We start from the raw sequence: 15,878 nt of genomic DNA, 5'->3' as shown, positions 1-15,878 counted from the left end.
GCGACACCTCTGAACATAAAAACAGTAAGGTGCGATAATCATGAAGTTTGCTCCCGCCAAGAAGTAAAAAACATGAAATACACGCACCTCACTGAGAATGAAAGGTATATGATTTCTGCACTCAGAAAGCAAGGAATTAGTACCGCTAAAATAGCCAAACAACTGGGTCGTCACAAAGCAACCATATACCGAGAAATCGAACGTAATGTTCGTTACAACAAGTTCTTCAATAGATACTCATACCAACCCGAAAGAGCCCAACAGATGGCTCGTAACCGGCTGAGTCGCTCACGTAGAAATAAACGCTATGACGAACTTGATTTCAAACTACCTGAAGCCTTATTGAGACTGGACTGGAGCCCTGACCAAATCGTCGGTTACCTAAAAGTTAGAGGCTATCCAACCATGAGCCATGAGCTCATTTATCAACACGTTTGGAATGACAAAGTACTCGGCGGAACGCTATGGAAACACCTGCGACAATCAACTAAACAAAGACGTAAAAGATACAACTCAAAAGACAGCCGAGGACGGCTGGCGAACAAGCGTCACATTGCCGAAAGACCCGCGACAGCTGAGCTTAGAAAGGAGCCTAGTCACTGGGAAATTGATACCGTTGTCGGGCGTGGAACCAAGCATTGTATTGTCACTTTAGTCGATAGAATGACTGGCTACACTTTTATAGGTCAAATGGACGATAGAACAAGCGAATCACTCAATGTCAGAATGAGTAAAATCATGACCCGTTCAGATTTACCTTTTAAGACAATTACAGCAGATAACGGTACAGAATTTCATGGCTACGCACAGCTAGAAAGGTTCCATAACTGTTTGTTTTACTTTGCAAACCCATACCACTCATGGGAAAGGGGCACCAATGAAAACACTAACGGATTAATACGACAATACTTACCAAAGCGAACATCTATGTCACATGTGACACAGAATCTCTGCAATAAAATTGCAGAAAAATTAAACACGCGCCCACGTAAAAGGCTTGGGTATAGAACACCACTGGAGTATATTCATGCGCATCTGTAGAAAGTGTCGCACTTCAAACTTGATACTAAGTAATATTGTCGTGCGGGAAGTAACCGAACCGTACAATACCTATGCAATCATAATTTATTAGCCACTTTTTCTGCGCAGAAACCAAATAAAATGATTCATCCGTAAAATATTTACCCAACTCTGCTAATACACTACTGAACATAGTCCTTTCATTTACTAGCCATGTGCGCGATACCCATACGACACTTTCATTTAAATCAATTTGTTTGGATAGTAACCATGTATCAAGCTTAGAAATATCGAATTCCGTCTCTGTTGAAACCGTAACCCACTCACTGGTTCGATTTGTACCGGAGTCCCATTCAATGCGATATAAGTCAGGTTCAACTACTCGCCTGATATCTCTTGGTCTAAGATTTATGTCTGATAAGTTCATATGTATTTCTGGTGTACCCCACAAAAAGTAGACAGTACATAACTACATACTTTCGTACTCAACGCCACCACCCTACCTAAAACCTGCCACCTTAAACACTAAAGCTGACCCAAACTGAAAATGCCGAGCGTTGGGAATCTGTCTTAAACGCTTTGTTATGGCGATTTATTTTAGACTTGCTTGGATTATCAGTAACTCAATTTCATTGTCCGATGTATTAACCAAACCATGGGTGCCAAAACGTTTATTAACTATCATATCTCCTGAAGCCACTTTTCTGTCCTGACCTTCAATGGTCATAGTGCCTTCACCTTTCAAAATGATATACATTTCTTCATCATCTCCGTGAGTATGCTCACCCATAGAGCTTCCAGGTGACATAACGACACGGATGGCAAAATCCCAAGCACCATCGAAATCTTTACGTCGGAATGCACGATAGATATCTATTGAACCTTCTCCATCATGGCTATTTTCGTCGACTTCTTTATCGCAAGTGTAGAAATTACGTATCATCTTTTCCGAATTCCTCTTTGATTATTTTCCGGATATCTACTGAGCGCCATAACGCCCTATTAAGGCGAGCCACAAAATACAATAATACTATTATTTTCAAAAACTTAACTACAAGATAAAACTTAAAAACAGAGGTAATGTAGCAAATATGTAGCTTATTAGTTCTACATACTTGCACTGAAAAACACTAATCCTAACTCATATTTGGACAGAAACAAGTTAGTGCAAATGCACTACTTGTTTAAATTGGATTAGGTAAAGTATTCTTTGTGTAATGAAAAGGTAAGACTCTATTTACATCGATCTAAGGTTATCGTGAACTGTAAATCGCATACTTCGAGATAATCCAGGCTCAGCAGAAAGCCTGACATCCATCGAATATGTATATTTTATTGAACCAAAAAGATGATCTTTGTGCTCTAGACCGTATTCAACGCTGACTACACCATTATCATTAGTTTTTTGAACAGCGATAGTATCTAGGACATCACGGCTAATTAAGAAACAGTCTTTCACATCCTTGTACTGTGCACGATAAATATCACATCCTTCCAGAGTGCATATATAATTTTTTTCTTTTCTTCTTCCATAACTGATATCAAAACCTATCAACAACTCTTTTTGATACGTAGCTCTATTTAGCAGATTTAATACCGAGGAACTGCTAACAAAAAGAATAGGATTCTCAACACTAGGTATATACTCAACGATGTACTCAATCGCCTTCTCAGCAGAATAACACTGTAAGTGATAGAGGTAATTAAAATCAAATATTGAACGAAAAATTTCTAACTTTATTCTATCGGGTAAGAAGTTTGCATAAAATTCTTTATTAGAGCCTTCACTACCAGATCTAATTTCAGTTGTAAATTTATACTTGTCTACATTTGTGAATGTGTATTCCCGCTGGTAACCAGGTTCAAGACAATCAAATAATTCAATTTTAAATAATGATAGAGGGTAGAAATCTTTTTTATCTTCATCCAAAAAATATCTAGATGCTTCTTGAGAAAATCCTTCTACCACCGATAAATCTATTTGAGCAAGTCTCAAACTTTCTTTTTGAAATTCTTTAATTTCTGAAATTGCTTGTTTCATAGACCTTATAAAGTTTTCGATAAGATCTCTTGCGTCCTCATTACTGTATAATATTGATATATGAGTACTATCTTCCTCAGCAATCAATGTCTTCGTATACCCTTCTGCAATGGAAATCCAACCATTCAATTCATACAGGATAGATTCACGATTTTTATAGCTAAATAGCTCTGAACATATTGTAGATTGAAGCTCTGGTGTCAATACCCATTCTTTACGTGAAAAGTAGATGGCGGTTTGTACAAAAAATTCGCTTTGACTTTGAACATTTGATCTTCCACGAGATGTGTATACTCTTCCTGAAACCTTTTTTTCATTATCTGAATCATTAAATAATCTACGGCATTCTCCTAGCCAGTTTCCATAAGCATTATCGCTATACTTCCCCCAATCCAATTGGCGAATATATGCCCCAATGATATCAGAAGCAGTCCTTAAAGGATCAGGGACATTCGAGCCACCACTATCCTTTACTAAGGAATCTACCAGCGTTTTGATTTTGACAACGTTTTCCTTATTTGATGCCCGAATCAGTTCACAAATGACGATTAGCCTCAAGTCCTTAATTACATTGCTAAAGCAAACTATATTTACGTCGCCTTGATTGAACTCTAAGCCATTAAGAGCAGCATGCCACTGTGGGCTATCTAGAGGTTGATTCAAATAATAAAGATTTAGAGCAGAGGAGTGCCATGATGGTGCTCTATATGGATAATCATCAATATCGAACGATTGTCGCCATCTACACAATATGTCAACGCTCCATTCTAACGCTTCAATGTTTCCTGCACGTAAAGATACGGAGATCATAGTGATTGTCTCTTTGAGGTGACATGAAGACGCAAACAAGTTCTCATCGTAATCAGAGATTACCACCTTGGATGGATCGATTCGATACTGCCAACCTTCCCAGTATCCAACAAAGTCTAAGAGCATTCGATTATAGTCGGCTTCTGTTCTCATATTATCGATTTGTCTATTGTGCCTTCTCCAGTCAATAAGCAAAAACCAGCACCTTGGAGCAGTGAGTTTATTTCTTGTTTAACCAGAGAGTCTCTACGAGCATAAATTTTTTGGTAGAGATAAAGCATATCGTGAAAGAATGATGAGCTATGATCAAACTTTTCAATTGCCAACCTAGCCAGTTGGTAGTATTCACTCGTAAATTCATCTAAATAATTTCGACCCAAAAATGAGTTGGAAGGAAGAACCATCCAATTATCTAACTTATCGTTATCATTAATAAATGATAGTACTGATGCGATTTCAGAATGGGCATTCGCAAGTACATCCAAGTTTTCAGAAAACTCCCTCGAATTCTCAGATTTTATAGAGTCGTGAGCAGCGCCAACAAAAGTATCAACGATTGTAGATAATTTTAGTTTTTTGTTTGCTCGTTTAGGTGCAAACATAAATGAATGCTTAATTATAAACCTCACAAGTGGATTTATCTCAAACCCTTGATACCTAGAAAGACGAAAATATCCATTTATTTTTACAGGGGATAAATCTAAACTAAGGTCAGATTTATTCTTATTCTTTTTGAGAAGCAGTGACTAGATCTGTAACGCCAAGTTAATTAACGTATAGTTAACATCAACAATATGCTTCCCTTCTAGATTACCTCGGACAACTTCTTTGCAATCTTTATTTAAGTAAAAAGAAACCGCGGACTTAATTTTAATGTCACCATATTTTTCCTTAACAACACCAAGAGCAGAAGGTTGCTCTAATAGCAGAGATGACAATCTTCCTTTAACGTCATGAATACATGATTCTTGAATCGTAAATCGTAAATCGTAAATCGCAACATGATCTTCTCTCTAGAAGAGTCATCCAAAATTTTGAATGTTTGCACAAAGAACCAAGCTGTTAGTGAAATATTAAGTAAAACCCACATAGCTGATGAGATGGAGAACGCTGAATATGAGATCACACTGATATATGGTTCTATTATGTACCCAATGACAAGGTATGCAGACAGAAACAAACCACTCAGTCCAGCGAACATAAATCCAGAATATATTTGGTAGATTGGTAATATTGCGTTCTTATCTGCCTTGTTTTGAAATAGAACACTAACCAAACTTACAACCAATGGGTAGACAACAGCCAATACTGTCAATTGACCTGATAGAAAAGTTGTTTGCCACCTTGAGTACTTTTCCCACTCAATTGAATCTAATGGCGTTAGCGATATCATCAAGGAAATGGATAAACTAATGAGGATTGCGACAAGTGAAAATGCTATCAATGTTCTAAATGAATACTTAAGATATTCAGTTGACCATCGAACTATATTCCATTCTATCATCCCCCATCGATTTCTGAGAAAGTTGTCATTTTTGTGAAAGGTATCCTTAATGTCTTTATTAATTCTCTTTGACAATGTATTACATGGAAACCAAATAAATCGTTTCATTTTCAACCGACAGTATGATGATATTTAAGGTAAATATGATACATTATCCACATGATTTCTATAAGGCTTTGTTACTTAGTTCGATGAAACTAATTCAACAGCCTATTGCCTAAGGAGCTACATTCACCTCACGACGTATCCTCATGCCTAAGCATGATGGTGCTGGTCTTGCTTTCTCTATACTTATTTGTTTTCTATGTAAATTCATATAGATTTTATGGAAATATCTATACCAAACTAAAAAATATAGTGTTGACTCAAATATAAATTTATTTTATGTTAACTTCAGGGCTGAGGCTTACCTGCGGTTTGTAATGTACTTCTTACGAAACAAAGCACTCATATCGTTAATTAAACACTTCATCATTTACGATCAAATCATTCTTCTCGGACCTCATAGTCGGAAGTACACCGTCACATAAAAGTGATGGGACTAACTTTTTTATTAAAGGTTTTAGAATGACTAACAAATCAATTCCAACTATTTATATTCCTCTAGAAAAATTCCACATAGTTCCTATCGTAGGTTTATCGCCTGAACAACTTAAAATATCAGCAAAGAAAACAAGTCAAGATAGAGAAAAAATATCTCATACAACAAAGTTAAACGCTATTGCAAAGCGCTTAGGGATAAAAGGTGGATTTGCTAGCTATGAACGAGAGTATCATGAAGCGATGCTTCCATTTATGGCAACCAACAACCTTATAAAACGAAAGGATTTACTCAAGCATTTGAATGGCGGTGATTACAATTTGTATTTCCCTTTCAGCCACCAGCTAGTTTCTGAACGTTTGTTCTTCTTTGAAGGAGCTACTCCTCAGATGTTGTTCACTGGGCATGACTTCGACTTTTCTGGACCAGTTAGTTGGCACCGTGAAGACTTACACAATGCTTTACACGAGGATAGAGATTGGTCTGACATTATATTAGGCAACTATCATATCAGGCGAGCAGTAGAGGAAAACTTTGATGTTTCTACTTTGCCTTATCGCCAGCAACAATTGCTTGAACTTGATGTAACAACAGAAATCACAGTGCGTTTAATAGATCAATCAGGTCTCCCTAGCTTATTAGACTTTTTAAATACTAAAGAAGCTAAACCGAAAAAAAGGGAAATTCGATACAAACAAGTCTCTGTCAAAATTCTTGAACTTATACTTCTACAGAACCGAAACGGGTCTAGTAGTATTTACCACCTTCTCGGAAATACTTTAACCGACATTCCTTCACAGCAAGAATACATAAAGCTTTATGCATCAAATAAAGTCCCAGCAGAAGATGTGGAAAAAGATTTAAAATCTGATAAATATCTGCAAATGTTACTTACTAAACTCATAGAAGAGGGAAATTCTGGCTGGGTAAAAGTTTTGCCTTACAATGATAATTTGATTTTCTTGTCAGATGATCGTGGAAACTATGACTTTGTCATCAAAAATCAACGCGGAAAAGTGTTCAACCATCAGCTATTCGGCAACAATTTGAAGCGCGCCGATATACCAAGTTTTATAGAGGATTATCGCTTTGAACGTTGGTACTACTTCGATTATGAAGGTAACAGGGAGTTAGATGAACACAACTCAGAAAAGCACTACTACCTTAATGGTGGCACTGCTTCAAACTACCCTGGTTCCCAAACTATATTACGCGAGTATTATCAAGACAAAGGGATTTATCACTCTGTAAATAAGACTTCTAATACGCGTCTAGATGATTTCACTCAAGTATCTATCAATGAAAAAGAAATGATGGTTTCGGAGCTAATAACCATTGGCGATCTCATCTATTTCCTAGAGCAACACCCTGATTACTGTGAGAACCGACAAGGTGACTCACTTGCGCCAGTCAATAGTGAACGAGATATAACTCTACCGGCATCATGTACATTCTTTGATGTTTTAGCCTATGTAAATTGGATGGAAAAACAAACGGACACTCCTCTACGTCTTCTAACCTGCTCTGAATATAAGTCATTGAGAGGAGAGAATTGGTCGGAGCCCAAACGAGGACAAGGTAGTGATATGTCATTTGTTAACGGCGTAGGTGATGTATATCACTCCCATCCCCCCTTCATGCCTCAGAGTGATTTTGACAGCTTACACCTTCGATACCAGCAGCCTTTAAATAACTTCAAAGTAAATGAGTTAAAGTTTATTGACTCAAATTTCTTTTGTGAATGGCTGCTAGAAGGTGTTCAAATACGTTCGTCCAGCCTCACTTCGTTCTATATGAACGATTATGTGTTACGGTCTAGCGGTCCTCAAGATTCAACTGGAAAGTATAAAGGAATGAAAACTGGCTTCAGGCTCTGCTACGAGCTAGCGAAGCACTAACAGTCTAGGCAGTGGCTGTCCATTGCCTGATTCACTCTAATGAAGATCTATTTCCGGAATACAAACTAATGAAAAAAAAGAATTTTAATATCGCTGTATATATAGATATGGAAAACATAACGTCTACCGACTTTCAACTTGAAGACGTAATGAACTCATTCCTAAGTGCAGATGACGAAGATAACTGTATTTTTGCTATAAAAGCAGCATATGGTAATCAAGCGATAGCAAAAAAGTCACTTAAGGCTCAAATAGTTGAGCATAACTTTAATATTATCGATACACCCAAAATCGGAAAGGAAAAAAACAGGGCAGATCTTTTACTTAGCTTAGACGCTTTTGAAAGCCTTCACCATGACAACCCAAAAATCGATAGGTACTGTTTCATGACAACTGATTCGGACTTCACAGTAATTGCTGATAAGTTACGAAAATTTGGTAGAGAAGTCTGGCTCGTTTGTAAAAAAGCAGATAAAGACAGGGCTATCATAGCTAAGTCATTCGACAACTTACTGTTTGTAGAGGACTTCCAGTCGAAGCAAGATATAACTGTAATTGATAACCTTGATAAATTATTTATCAGTGCAGTCAGGAATATGAATCAAAGCAAATTACCAAGCAACGTTTCTATCGCAAACGACAGAATGAAAGCGTTAGATCCAAGTTTTCAAGTAAATAACACAGAATTTAAAACATTCATGAAACTGGTCAGTAATATGGAACAAAAAGGCTATGTAAAGATTGAAAGCCTTAAGACAGGTGAAAACCGTATTACTGAAATCTGCGTGTAGTTAGAAGTAAATATTGGTCTTCACTCAACCGATCCCTTTTAAATGACCAGCATCAGTTACAGATAAGGATTTAGTAAAGAACAGGCGGTGTATTCCATCGCTTGTTCTATATTTGAATTACGGGGTATTTTCATGTTAGCAATAACATTCCTTACTTAAAAGGTACACTTATTCACAGATCCCCAATTAGCAGACATATTAAAATCATCCCACTTAATAGTATTTCCTAATAATACTTCTGGTTATCTCATCCAATGATTTAATTCCAATGCTTCGATAAGCCTGATAACAGTCTGAGCATATGTCTTCAAACTCATCCGTTTTACATGAAAAAAATTTTAAGCATATTTTTTCATTTCGTAATCGAACTAGGTCCTTAAATGTTCGAATCTCAGCTCTACGTCCAAACGTCCTCCCTGAACGGTCACATTCTGGGCACTTAGGCTCTGAGACATCGTCTAGCCAAGCACGCTTGCAAATTTGGCAATAATGACCGCCTTGACCATAATATTGTTCATAAACATCGTGACCATTTCCATCCTTCCTAAACAGCCACCTATTGTATTTTTCGATGTAAATATTGAGCTGTGATTGACTCTCCTCCTCTCTCAAAACCTGTCTGGGATGGTAGAGCCATGATCTGTCGCCACTGTGCTGCGCATAATCCAAAACAATATCAATAAATGTTGTATCCTTTTCAAGTTTAAGCTCCTGGTAGATATACCGTAACTCTGTTAGGTCAATATCTACTATGGCTTTATCTCTGTGGCTCTGTGCTAAATCTAATGGTAATCGACCATCATAAGAGAAGTGAATACCCAGACCATAGCCTCCACAGTACCCTACTGCATCAAGTTCAGTGCCCAAGTGTTTCTTTTCTATCTCTATATGATCCAATCTGACGGTCTTACTAACCGCAAACTCACAAGGTTTCGTATGAGTTTCACCAACAATATCTTTTTGCGAAATGTAGGAAACCCCATCTGGCAGTAGAAGCTCTAAGCTCTCCATTTCTTCAAATCTTTGCTTAATCAGCAAGCGGGCAGCCACAAAGAATGAATACTCACAGTCTTTTCGTGTCTCCCCTTCTTTTTGGGATTTCGGATCATGCGAGAAATGGTGAATTTTCTTTTCTGGATCGCCCTTGTTGGCTCTCAGCGGTTGCTTACAGCTAGGGCAAATACAATCACACGCCCGACCTTTAACCACTTCACTGATATCGAACAATTTTTTATCTTTCATACCAAATGGAATTAGCATCTACACCCCAAAAAAGCAACTGACTGCATATTAATCTTTTCATTTCATAGCAAAGATATCCGTGACGATGATCGGAATACTTTCAGCTAATGAATAACTTGCGATGAGCTTCCTCAAATTTCAGTCTTTCAGTGGGTTTTGATTTATAGAAGTTCCGAAAGTTACCCCACTTACTCCACCTAATCATGGTTCAAGTGGGGTAAGTGGGGTAGAAATCGCAACTTACAGAAATGGAGTGTGGGGAATAACGGTAGGAAAGCAGTATTGATTTGAACCATTGAGCATTTTCTTATCTAGCTTTTCTTCTTTGTGCAGTTGGTTTAAGGCTTTACCAACCACGTTACCTTTCGACGCATCGACTTTGAGTAAATCACAGATTTGCTTAGTCGTGAGCCATTCCCTAGCCTTACCATGGCAGGTTTCTAGTTGGTCGTTGAGCATGTTGTACCAAGTGCCTTTATCAACGTACTTAGCCGATTCTTTTGATACCAAGGCTTGAGCGTCAGATGAAAGCATCCAAGGGTGTTTTTGTACTAAGAATAGGTGTTTCACTTCTAACCAGAATTGGCGCAGTTTCTCCGGCTCTGCCAGCGTCAGCTCACCCGTCACTTGATAATCCCATCCTAGCAACTCATTAAGCTTGTCCATATTGGTTTCAGCCACCAGCTCAATGACCGCGTAACGTGAGTTGCCTGTTTCATCTTTGAGGAAGTCTGTGCCGTTAACCGTAGCAATCAGGTTGGTTTGTCGTGACTTCTTAATATCACTTCTCGCGTAAGGTGGACGCACCGTATCTTGAGCGCGAGTAACGAACGCCTTAAGTGCGCCTTGGCAGTTTTTTGTAGAACGCTCCAACTCCCCTAGTTCAACTATCCACGAACGTATCACCGATAAGACGCTGTCTTTGTTATCAGGGTTTAGCTCTGCCCCTTCTAAGAAGGCACTTGGCATCACGTTAGCAATACGCTCAACAAAAGCCGTTTTCTTAAAGGACTGCTCGCCTTGCAGCACAGGAACGAGCTTTGATTTGAAATTAGGCACTAGTAAACATGCTACACAGCCCACCAACCAGTGTAGCAATACGATTCTGGCAAGCTGTGGATTCTTAGCCCCTAAGCAGCTTAACACCGCGTCCACTCTTGGCTGTCCGTCCCACTCACCTGATAACCAATCCTTGATAGGATGATAGCTATTTTCTAAAGCAACGGCGTTAAAATGGTCATCAATTGCAAGCTTAGGCAATGAATGGATAGACGCCACTGAAATCAGTTCACTCCTCACCGTGTCGGGTGAGCCCATACACTCTGTACCTTTAAATATGTCTGGTTCTAAGGTCATCTTGTTGAGCTTGGCTTCATACCCTGAACTTTTTAGTAACGCCTTTAGGTTATCAGCCGTATTCAGCACAATGGTTTTACCGGACTCGGAGTATTTCACATGAGGGAACTCTGGCTCTTTAAGCATGGAAGCACTCCTCTTGTGATAAGTGGTCTAGTTTGGTGTGGTTATCGAGCCAACGGTCTAAATCTTCTTTGAGATAACGAACCGCGCGACCAATCTTAATAAAGGGTGGTGCATCCGTTCTGTTTTTGCGTTGCCCTTCCATACGAGCTTGGCGTAGAAATGAACGGCTCATGCCGATGTAAGTCTAGGTTTCTTGTTCTGTGTAAGCGCGCTTTGTTTGTTGAGTGTCTAGCATGGTCTTGGTTGCCTCTTTTTGTTTATTGAGGTTCAACGTTAACCAGTCAGATTGTCAGCTGACGTTTGCCCTGACACCGCTAATTTAACTTTTTTGATTTCTTTACTTGATAGAATAGATTTTTACGAAAGTGAGCGTAAGTGACGGTTAACTCGGCATCCCCTGTTTTAGCAAAATAACAAAGCGCATTGTCTTTCATTTCTGATAGCTGACTGTGTACGTCATAGATACGAGCCGTTTCACCTTGCGCTTCATGTTCATTCTTTATTCGCTCCCAAGCTTGTTTCGGCGTAGCTTTAGGGTGATTCAACAGAACATTATGAATAATGAGCCTGATAGGATGCGTTTCAACATCTGGCTGCAAGCCTTGTTCAACTTGGTTTAACGTTGAATGGGTAGCTGGCTTAGTGTGGTTAGGTAACCGGTTATCGTTACGGCTTAACTCTTGCCATGTTCGGTTAAAACTCTGGCTTAAATTCTTTGTGCAAAGCCTGATATCACTGGCTTGTAAGCCTATAGGTACAGATGATAATTGTTTGGTGCTTTCGCTGATGGTTTCAGTGAATGCCGTCAATAGCCCAACTAGGCTTGATACCTGTCCCTGACTGGTTTTGTCTTCAGCAATCTGCATCATGCTTTCTTGCTCTGGGTACACCGCAGCCAGTTTTGGCACGATGAAAACCATATTCTTCGCGCTTAAACGCTGTTCGTGTATGCCATTAAACTGACCTTTAACCGCATTCGGGAAAGCCTCTTTAATGAGTCTCGGTTTAGCATAAGCCAGTGTCGGCAAGGCTTCAAACCGTGTTAACTGGCATTCACCTACTAAGACCTGAAGAGATTGTTTTTGGGTTAACTCTATGAAGCCGCGTACATGCAAGCTATAGAGCAACACGTTATGGCTATCGACTGCCGCTGCATTTGGACAGTCAATTTTAGCGTGAAGCCTAAACACCCCACGTTCAACCGCATCAAACACTTGTTCTTTAGTGAGTGACGTTAACTTTTCCAGTTCGTTTAAGTGTATGTAATCCCTGTTATCGTCCATTAATCATCATCCATAACCATTGAATGATTAGCTTAATGGTTTGATGGTAGCAACCACATGACGACACTCTGACTATCCGATGAGGTTCACAGCCGCAGCTTTATGCTCTGGCGCTAAGTGAGCATATCTAAGGGTCATCTTCAAATCAGAATGCCCTAACAGCTCACGAACCGTATTCAAATCCACACCATTCGTCACAAGCTTACTCGCAAAGTGGTGGCGTAAATCGTGAAACCGGAAATTAGAAATATCAGCCGCTTTCAGTAAGCACTGCCAAGGGTATTGAATCAGAAGCGCAGAGTCTCGGTGATTAGGGGTAAACACGTAAACTTGATTGGAGTTTTGTGCTCGCCACTCTCTAAGTAGGTTAAACACGGTGTCATTGAGTGGGATACGTCTAGTTTTCTTAGACTTGGCATTTTCAGCTTTCACCGTCAGATAACGATTCTCAAAGGATACATCTTCCCAAGACAAACTCAGTAGCTCACTTTTACGAGCACCAGTGTTTATAGCAGTAATTACAAGCGGCTTAAAAAAGTCTGTGTATAGCTTTTCACTGCCGGACGCTCTTAGCCTATCGTTACGCTCATCAAGTGCTGTCAGTAAGGCGCTTTCTTCTTCACTAGAAAGATAACGCACACGGGTATTGTCCTCAGTGACCAGTTTCACTTTATCCAGTGAATGAGAGTCTAGTAGCTCCCATTCAACCGCTCTTGTGAGTGCCGCTTTGAACGACATAAAGGTACGGCTCATTGTTGCGGGTGCTCGTCCTTGTTTACGCTTGTGGGTGTACCACTCTTGAATGTCGCGAGCGGTAATATCAGACAGGCGCTTTTCACCCAAGTGAGCAAACGTATTCTTGATTGAATTAAATGATTGGTGAGCCGTTCGAGGGTTTAGAGCGATCAAATAGTCTTGGTAATGTTCATCGAGGAAACGGGTTAACGTTAATCCCTCACGGGCTTCTAATTTCTTAGCTTCGTGACGGCTTTCTTGAACGTCTTCCCCACTGGCGACCTGTCCAGACTTCTCTTTGGCTAAATCTCTGGCTTGAGCGGGCGTTAATGAATTAGCCGCGCCTAAAAAGTAGTTTCGCTGCTTACCATTGATTCTATAGTACAGGTAATACTTCACCGTCCCTTTTGGGGAAATACGCGCATGAAAACCGCTGACTTCAGTATCATTCAGACGCTTGTCTTCAATGGTGAGATTTTTAATAGAGCTGTTGGTTATCTTCTGCTTTAATGCCATGACACAATCCTTAGTGTAGCAAATATGTAGCAGAAAAATTGTAACCTGAGGCATTCCACTGAACAACAGCGAACTAACAAACCACATCTATCTAACTGTATTTATTCGATTAATTTATCACTTCAGTTCATAGTCGTTCATTGCGTTACATTGCCGAACCGCACTGTTAAGGGGTGAGCAACGCAATACCGAAGCCGCTGCATTCCACCTTAATCACTAAAACCAACGCATAGCAAAAACGCCAAGCGTTGCGAATCCCTCTTGAACAGTTTGTTAGTCATGTTTGGGGAACAAGTCCCTTTCTAGGATCACCAAACACTCTTCTACCAACTTTGACTTGGCTATTGGATCATCAACAAAAATATTTTTCAGTGCATTACCTAGTGTTTTTTTATATTTTTTACTACTCATACACCTAGAGGAAATAAATCTAAATCCACTACCAGTACTCTGTACTATCGAAACAACATATGACTCTTTTGTATTTACAGATTCATTAATCGGTAGAGATAGTTTAAAACCATTTTTAAATGGTACTAGAGGAGAAAAGGTCACGATTCTCTCTCCTTCATCAGCAGGACAATAGACATTAAGTACTCCAAACTTTCCATCAGAGTAGCTCGTAACTTCGTTAAAAGACAAACCATGCTTTATCAAATTCTGACCGTTTTTTGCAGGGTCATATTCTGTCATACCTTTTGAGTATGAGTGAGAGTCAATTTTGTATAATTCGAATTCTGACGGAAGTATGTTTCTTATTACATATAAGTAAATATCGAGCTTTTCGTGAAAGCGCAAAGATACTTCACCACGCAGTACAGCAAACAGAAGATCTTTCCTTTCACTTCCAAGTTTCAGTTCATCAAGTCGAGCATATAACTCATCGTCTCCAAGCTCGTTAATTACCTTCTCAAGTTTTGGAAACACTTCATATTCAATCATTATTTATCTCTTTATAGTCAAAGGACAATAAATGCCTAACGCCCAATTAAGTAGCTGACAACGCTACCAATACACTCAAATCTACCACCGAAATCACTGAAACTAAACCGAATTAAAAATGCCATGCGTTGACAGTCTGCTTGAATTGCTTGTTATGGCGTACACGATTTGGCACGAGAAAACATAAAACATGTGCCACATCAATAGTTGACTAATTTACTCTGGTATTCTAATTCCATTACCGCTGAATCATTGAGGAAACTAATATGACATTTTCAATCAAGAAGATATTTCAAAATAAAGAAACAGAAACTACTGAGGAAACCCAGTTAACCTCAAAAGAGACACCTCAAGAAAGCGTTAAGTTAGAGAAAGAAATCAAACATGAAACGCCTAGTGGATGTTGTGGTTCTTGTTCATAAAACCTGCCAGTTATAAACCTTAGATACTGCTCTAAGGTTTAACAACTTTTAAGCCATAACGCCACGTTAAGTAGTGAGCAACACCGCCATTAAACTTAACCATACCCCGAAAACACCAAAGCTCAACCAAACCGAAAATGCTGAGCGTTGCGAATCTGCCTTAAACGCCTTGTTATGTTGCGGTGCTTGCCATTACGCACATCAAAAAGGCTGGTAAACCAGAGATTAAAAGCTTGACGCAAAATATCGTATTTGATGAAAACCGTTCTTCATCAATTTCGTTGGCTACAGAGCTATCAACCATTGAACCCGTAACCTTTTCCGCTTTATCGTTACCAAAACCACCTTCGGGAGGATACATGAAGAACAAAGCACCAACACCCCACAGAAGCATTACCACGAAAAATGCATAATCAGACAAGAACTTTAAGCCAAATAAGCCTGTAGATTGCTCAAACACAACGACAATCGCTGCTGAAATTAGATTACTAAGAACCAAAAACTTTAATAAATTAAGCATGTTAACCCTAACATTCTCCCTAGCAACATAACGCCGCGTTAAGTAGTGAGCAACGCCACCACCCTACCTAAACCATTGTGCCGTAAACACTAAAGTTGAATCAAACCGAAAACGCCAAGCGTTGGGAATCT

Annotated in this window: 16 protein-coding genes; 4 read left to right on the top strand and 12 right to left on the bottom strand. The window is 39.3% G+C overall.

Annotated features, from left to right (window positions below; all coding sequences use genetic code 11):
* Positions 1-72 precede the first annotated feature (72 nt).
* On the top strand, positions 73-1,041 hold the full coding sequence (locus F0226_RS21200) for an IS30 family transposase (RefSeq protein ID WP_171737498.1): 969 nt from the start codon (positions 73-75) through the stop codon (positions 1,039-1,041).
* Positions 1,042-1,066: 25 nt separating this feature from the next.
* Here the strand turns inward: F0226_RS21200 and F0226_RS21195 are convergent, their stop codons facing one another.
* The 5 genes from F0226_RS21195 to F0226_RS21175 all read right to left on the bottom strand — a co-directional run bounded on the left by F0226_RS21195 (position 1,067) and on the right by F0226_RS21175 (position 4,809).
* On the bottom strand, positions 1,067-1,447 hold the full coding sequence (locus F0226_RS21195; protein ID WP_171737497.1) for a hypothetical protein: 381 nt from the start codon (positions 1,445-1,447) through the stop codon (positions 1,067-1,069).
* Positions 1,448-1,612: 165 nt separating this feature from the next.
* Positions 1,613-1,963 (bottom strand): cupin domain-containing protein, encoded by a 351-nt coding sequence (locus tag F0226_RS21190; RefSeq protein ID WP_171737496.1) that lies wholly within the window; start codon positions 1,961-1,963, stop codon positions 1,613-1,615.
* 294 nt (positions 1,964-2,257) lie between these two features.
* The gene (locus F0226_RS21185) at positions 2,258-3,871 is read right to left on the bottom strand and encodes a hypothetical protein (RefSeq protein WP_171737495.1); all 1,614 of its coding nucleotides are present in this window, start codon (positions 3,869-3,871) and stop codon (positions 2,258-2,260) included.
* Between the two features lie 149 nt (positions 3,872-4,020).
* Positions 4,021-4,473: a hypothetical protein gene (locus F0226_RS21180; RefSeq protein ID WP_171737494.1), complete on the bottom strand. Its 453-nt coding sequence runs from the start codon at positions 4,471-4,473 to the stop codon at positions 4,021-4,023.
* Positions 4,474-4,617: 144 nt separating this feature from the next.
* Positions 4,618-4,809 (bottom strand): hypothetical protein, encoded by a 192-nt coding sequence (locus F0226_RS21175; RefSeq protein ID WP_171737493.1) that lies wholly within the window; start codon positions 4,807-4,809, stop codon positions 4,618-4,620.
* A 1,133-nt stretch (positions 4,810-5,942) separates the two neighbouring features.
* Here F0226_RS21175 and F0226_RS21170 point away from each other — a divergent pair.
* The gene (locus F0226_RS21170) at positions 5,943-7,814 is read left to right on the top strand and encodes a hypothetical protein (RefSeq protein ID WP_171737492.1); all 1,872 of its coding nucleotides are present in this window, start codon (positions 5,943-5,945) and stop codon (positions 7,812-7,814) included.
* 68 nt (positions 7,815-7,882) lie between these two features.
* A complete protein-coding gene (locus tag F0226_RS21165; RefSeq protein WP_171737491.1) occupies positions 7,883-8,605 on the top strand; it encodes an NYN domain-containing protein in 723 nt (240 codons plus the stop codon).
* Between the two features lie 213 nt (positions 8,606-8,818).
* Here F0226_RS21165 and F0226_RS21160 read toward each other — a convergent pair whose 3' ends face one another.
* The 6 genes from F0226_RS21160 to F0226_RS21130 all read right to left on the bottom strand — a co-directional run bounded on the left by F0226_RS21160 (position 8,819) and on the right by F0226_RS21130 (position 14,805).
* Positions 8,819-9,865 carry a hypothetical protein gene (locus tag F0226_RS21160; RefSeq protein ID WP_171737490.1) on the bottom strand — a complete coding sequence of 349 codons (1,047 nt, stop codon included), beginning with the start codon at positions 9,863-9,865 and terminating at the stop codon, positions 8,819-8,821.
* Positions 9,866-10,087: 222 nt separating this feature from the next.
* On the bottom strand, positions 10,088-11,329 hold the full coding sequence (locus tag F0226_RS21155) for a VapE domain-containing protein (protein WP_171737489.1): 1,242 nt from the start codon (positions 11,327-11,329) through the stop codon (positions 10,088-10,090).
* Positions 11,322-11,501 (bottom strand): helix-turn-helix domain-containing protein, encoded by a 180-nt coding sequence (locus F0226_RS21150; RefSeq protein ID WP_253820882.1) that lies wholly within the window; start codon positions 11,499-11,501, stop codon positions 11,322-11,324. Before F0226_RS21150 ends, F0226_RS21155 begins: the two co-directional genes overlap by 8 nt.
* 142 nt (positions 11,502-11,643) lie before the next feature.
* The gene (locus tag F0226_RS21145; RefSeq protein ID WP_171737488.1) at positions 11,644-12,612 is read right to left on the bottom strand and encodes a hypothetical protein; all 969 of its coding nucleotides are present in this window, start codon (positions 12,610-12,612) and stop codon (positions 11,644-11,646) included.
* Between the two features lie 72 nt (positions 12,613-12,684).
* Complete coding sequence (locus F0226_RS21140; protein WP_171737487.1) at positions 12,685-13,863, bottom strand: site-specific integrase; 1,179 nt, start codon at positions 13,861-13,863, stop codon at positions 12,685-12,687.
* A gap of 273 nt (positions 13,864-14,136) precedes the next feature.
* Positions 14,137-14,805, bottom strand: coding sequence for a hypothetical protein (locus F0226_RS21130; RefSeq protein WP_171737486.1), 669 nt, complete (start codon positions 14,803-14,805; stop codon positions 14,137-14,139).
* Between the two features lie 266 nt (positions 14,806-15,071).
* Between F0226_RS21130 and F0226_RS21125 the strand changes: the two genes are divergently transcribed.
* Positions 15,072-15,227 carry a hypothetical protein gene (locus F0226_RS21125; protein ID WP_171737485.1) on the top strand — a complete coding sequence of 52 codons (156 nt, stop codon included), beginning with the start codon at positions 15,072-15,074 and terminating at the stop codon, positions 15,225-15,227.
* Positions 15,228-15,399: 172 nt separating this feature from the next.
* On the opposite strand, the gene F0226_RS21120 is transcribed toward F0226_RS21125, so the two are convergent.
* Positions 15,400-15,747, bottom strand: coding sequence for a hypothetical protein (locus F0226_RS21120; RefSeq protein ID WP_171737484.1), 348 nt, complete (start codon positions 15,745-15,747; stop codon positions 15,400-15,402).
* Positions 15,748-15,878: the final 131 nt, after the last annotated feature.

The sequence above is a fragment of the Vibrio sp. 99-70-13A1 genome (genome assembly GCF_013114625.1).
In the GTDB taxonomy this organism is placed as follows: Bacteria; Pseudomonadota; Gammaproteobacteria; order Enterobacterales; family Vibrionaceae; genus Vibrio.
Note: the sequence above shows the minus strand (reverse complement) of the source record. Positions and strands in the feature narration are given on the sequence as shown.

Excerpts from the sequence above, each read along its gene's own strand:
- F0226_RS21200 (WP_171737498.1), top strand. The coding sequence starts at position 73 with ATGAAATACACGCACCTCACTGAGAATGAAAGGTATATGATTTCTGCA.
- F0226_RS21195 (WP_171737497.1), bottom strand. The coding sequence starts at position 1,447 with ATGAACTTATCAGACATAAATCTTAGACCAAGAGATATCAGGCGAGTA.
- F0226_RS21190 (WP_171737496.1), bottom strand. The coding sequence starts at position 1,963 with ATGATACGTAATTTCTACACTTGCGATAAAGAAGTCGACGAAAATAGC.
- F0226_RS21185 (WP_171737495.1), bottom strand. The coding sequence starts at position 3,871 with ATGATCTCCGTATCTTTACGTGCAGGAAACATTGAAGCGTTAGAATGG.
- F0226_RS21180 (WP_171737494.1), bottom strand. The coding sequence starts at position 4,473 with ATGTTTGCACCTAAACGAGCAAACAAAAAACTAAAATTATCTACAATC.
- F0226_RS21170 (WP_171737492.1), top strand. The coding sequence starts at position 5,943 with ATGACTAACAAATCAATTCCAACTATTTATATTCCTCTAGAAAAATTC.
- F0226_RS21165 (WP_171737491.1), top strand. The coding sequence starts at position 7,883 with ATGAAAAAAAAGAATTTTAATATCGCTGTATATATAGATATGGAAAAC.
- F0226_RS21160 (WP_171737490.1), bottom strand. The coding sequence starts at position 9,865 with ATGCTAATTCCATTTGGTATGAAAGATAAAAAATTGTTCGATATCAGT.
- F0226_RS21155 (WP_171737489.1), bottom strand. The coding sequence starts at position 11,329 with ATGCTTAAAGAGCCAGAGTTCCCTCATGTGAAATACTCCGAGTCCGGT.
- F0226_RS21150 (WP_253820882.1), bottom strand. The coding sequence starts at position 11,501 with ATGAGCCGTTCATTTCTACGCCAAGCTCGTATGGAAGGGCAACGCAAA.
- F0226_RS21145 (WP_171737488.1), bottom strand. The coding sequence starts at position 12,612 with ATGGACGATAACAGGGATTACATACACTTAAACGAACTGGAAAAGTTA.
- F0226_RS21140 (WP_171737487.1), bottom strand. The coding sequence starts at position 13,863 with ATGGCATTAAAGCAGAAGATAACCAACAGCTCTATTAAAAATCTCACC.
- F0226_RS21130 (WP_171737486.1), bottom strand. The coding sequence starts at position 14,805 with ATGATTGAATATGAAGTGTTTCCAAAACTTGAGAAGGTAATTAACGAG.
- F0226_RS21125 (WP_171737485.1), top strand. The coding sequence starts at position 15,072 with ATGACATTTTCAATCAAGAAGATATTTCAAAATAAAGAAACAGAAACT.
- F0226_RS21120 (WP_171737484.1), bottom strand. The coding sequence starts at position 15,747 with ATGCTTAATTTATTAAAGTTTTTGGTTCTTAGTAATCTAATTTCAGCA.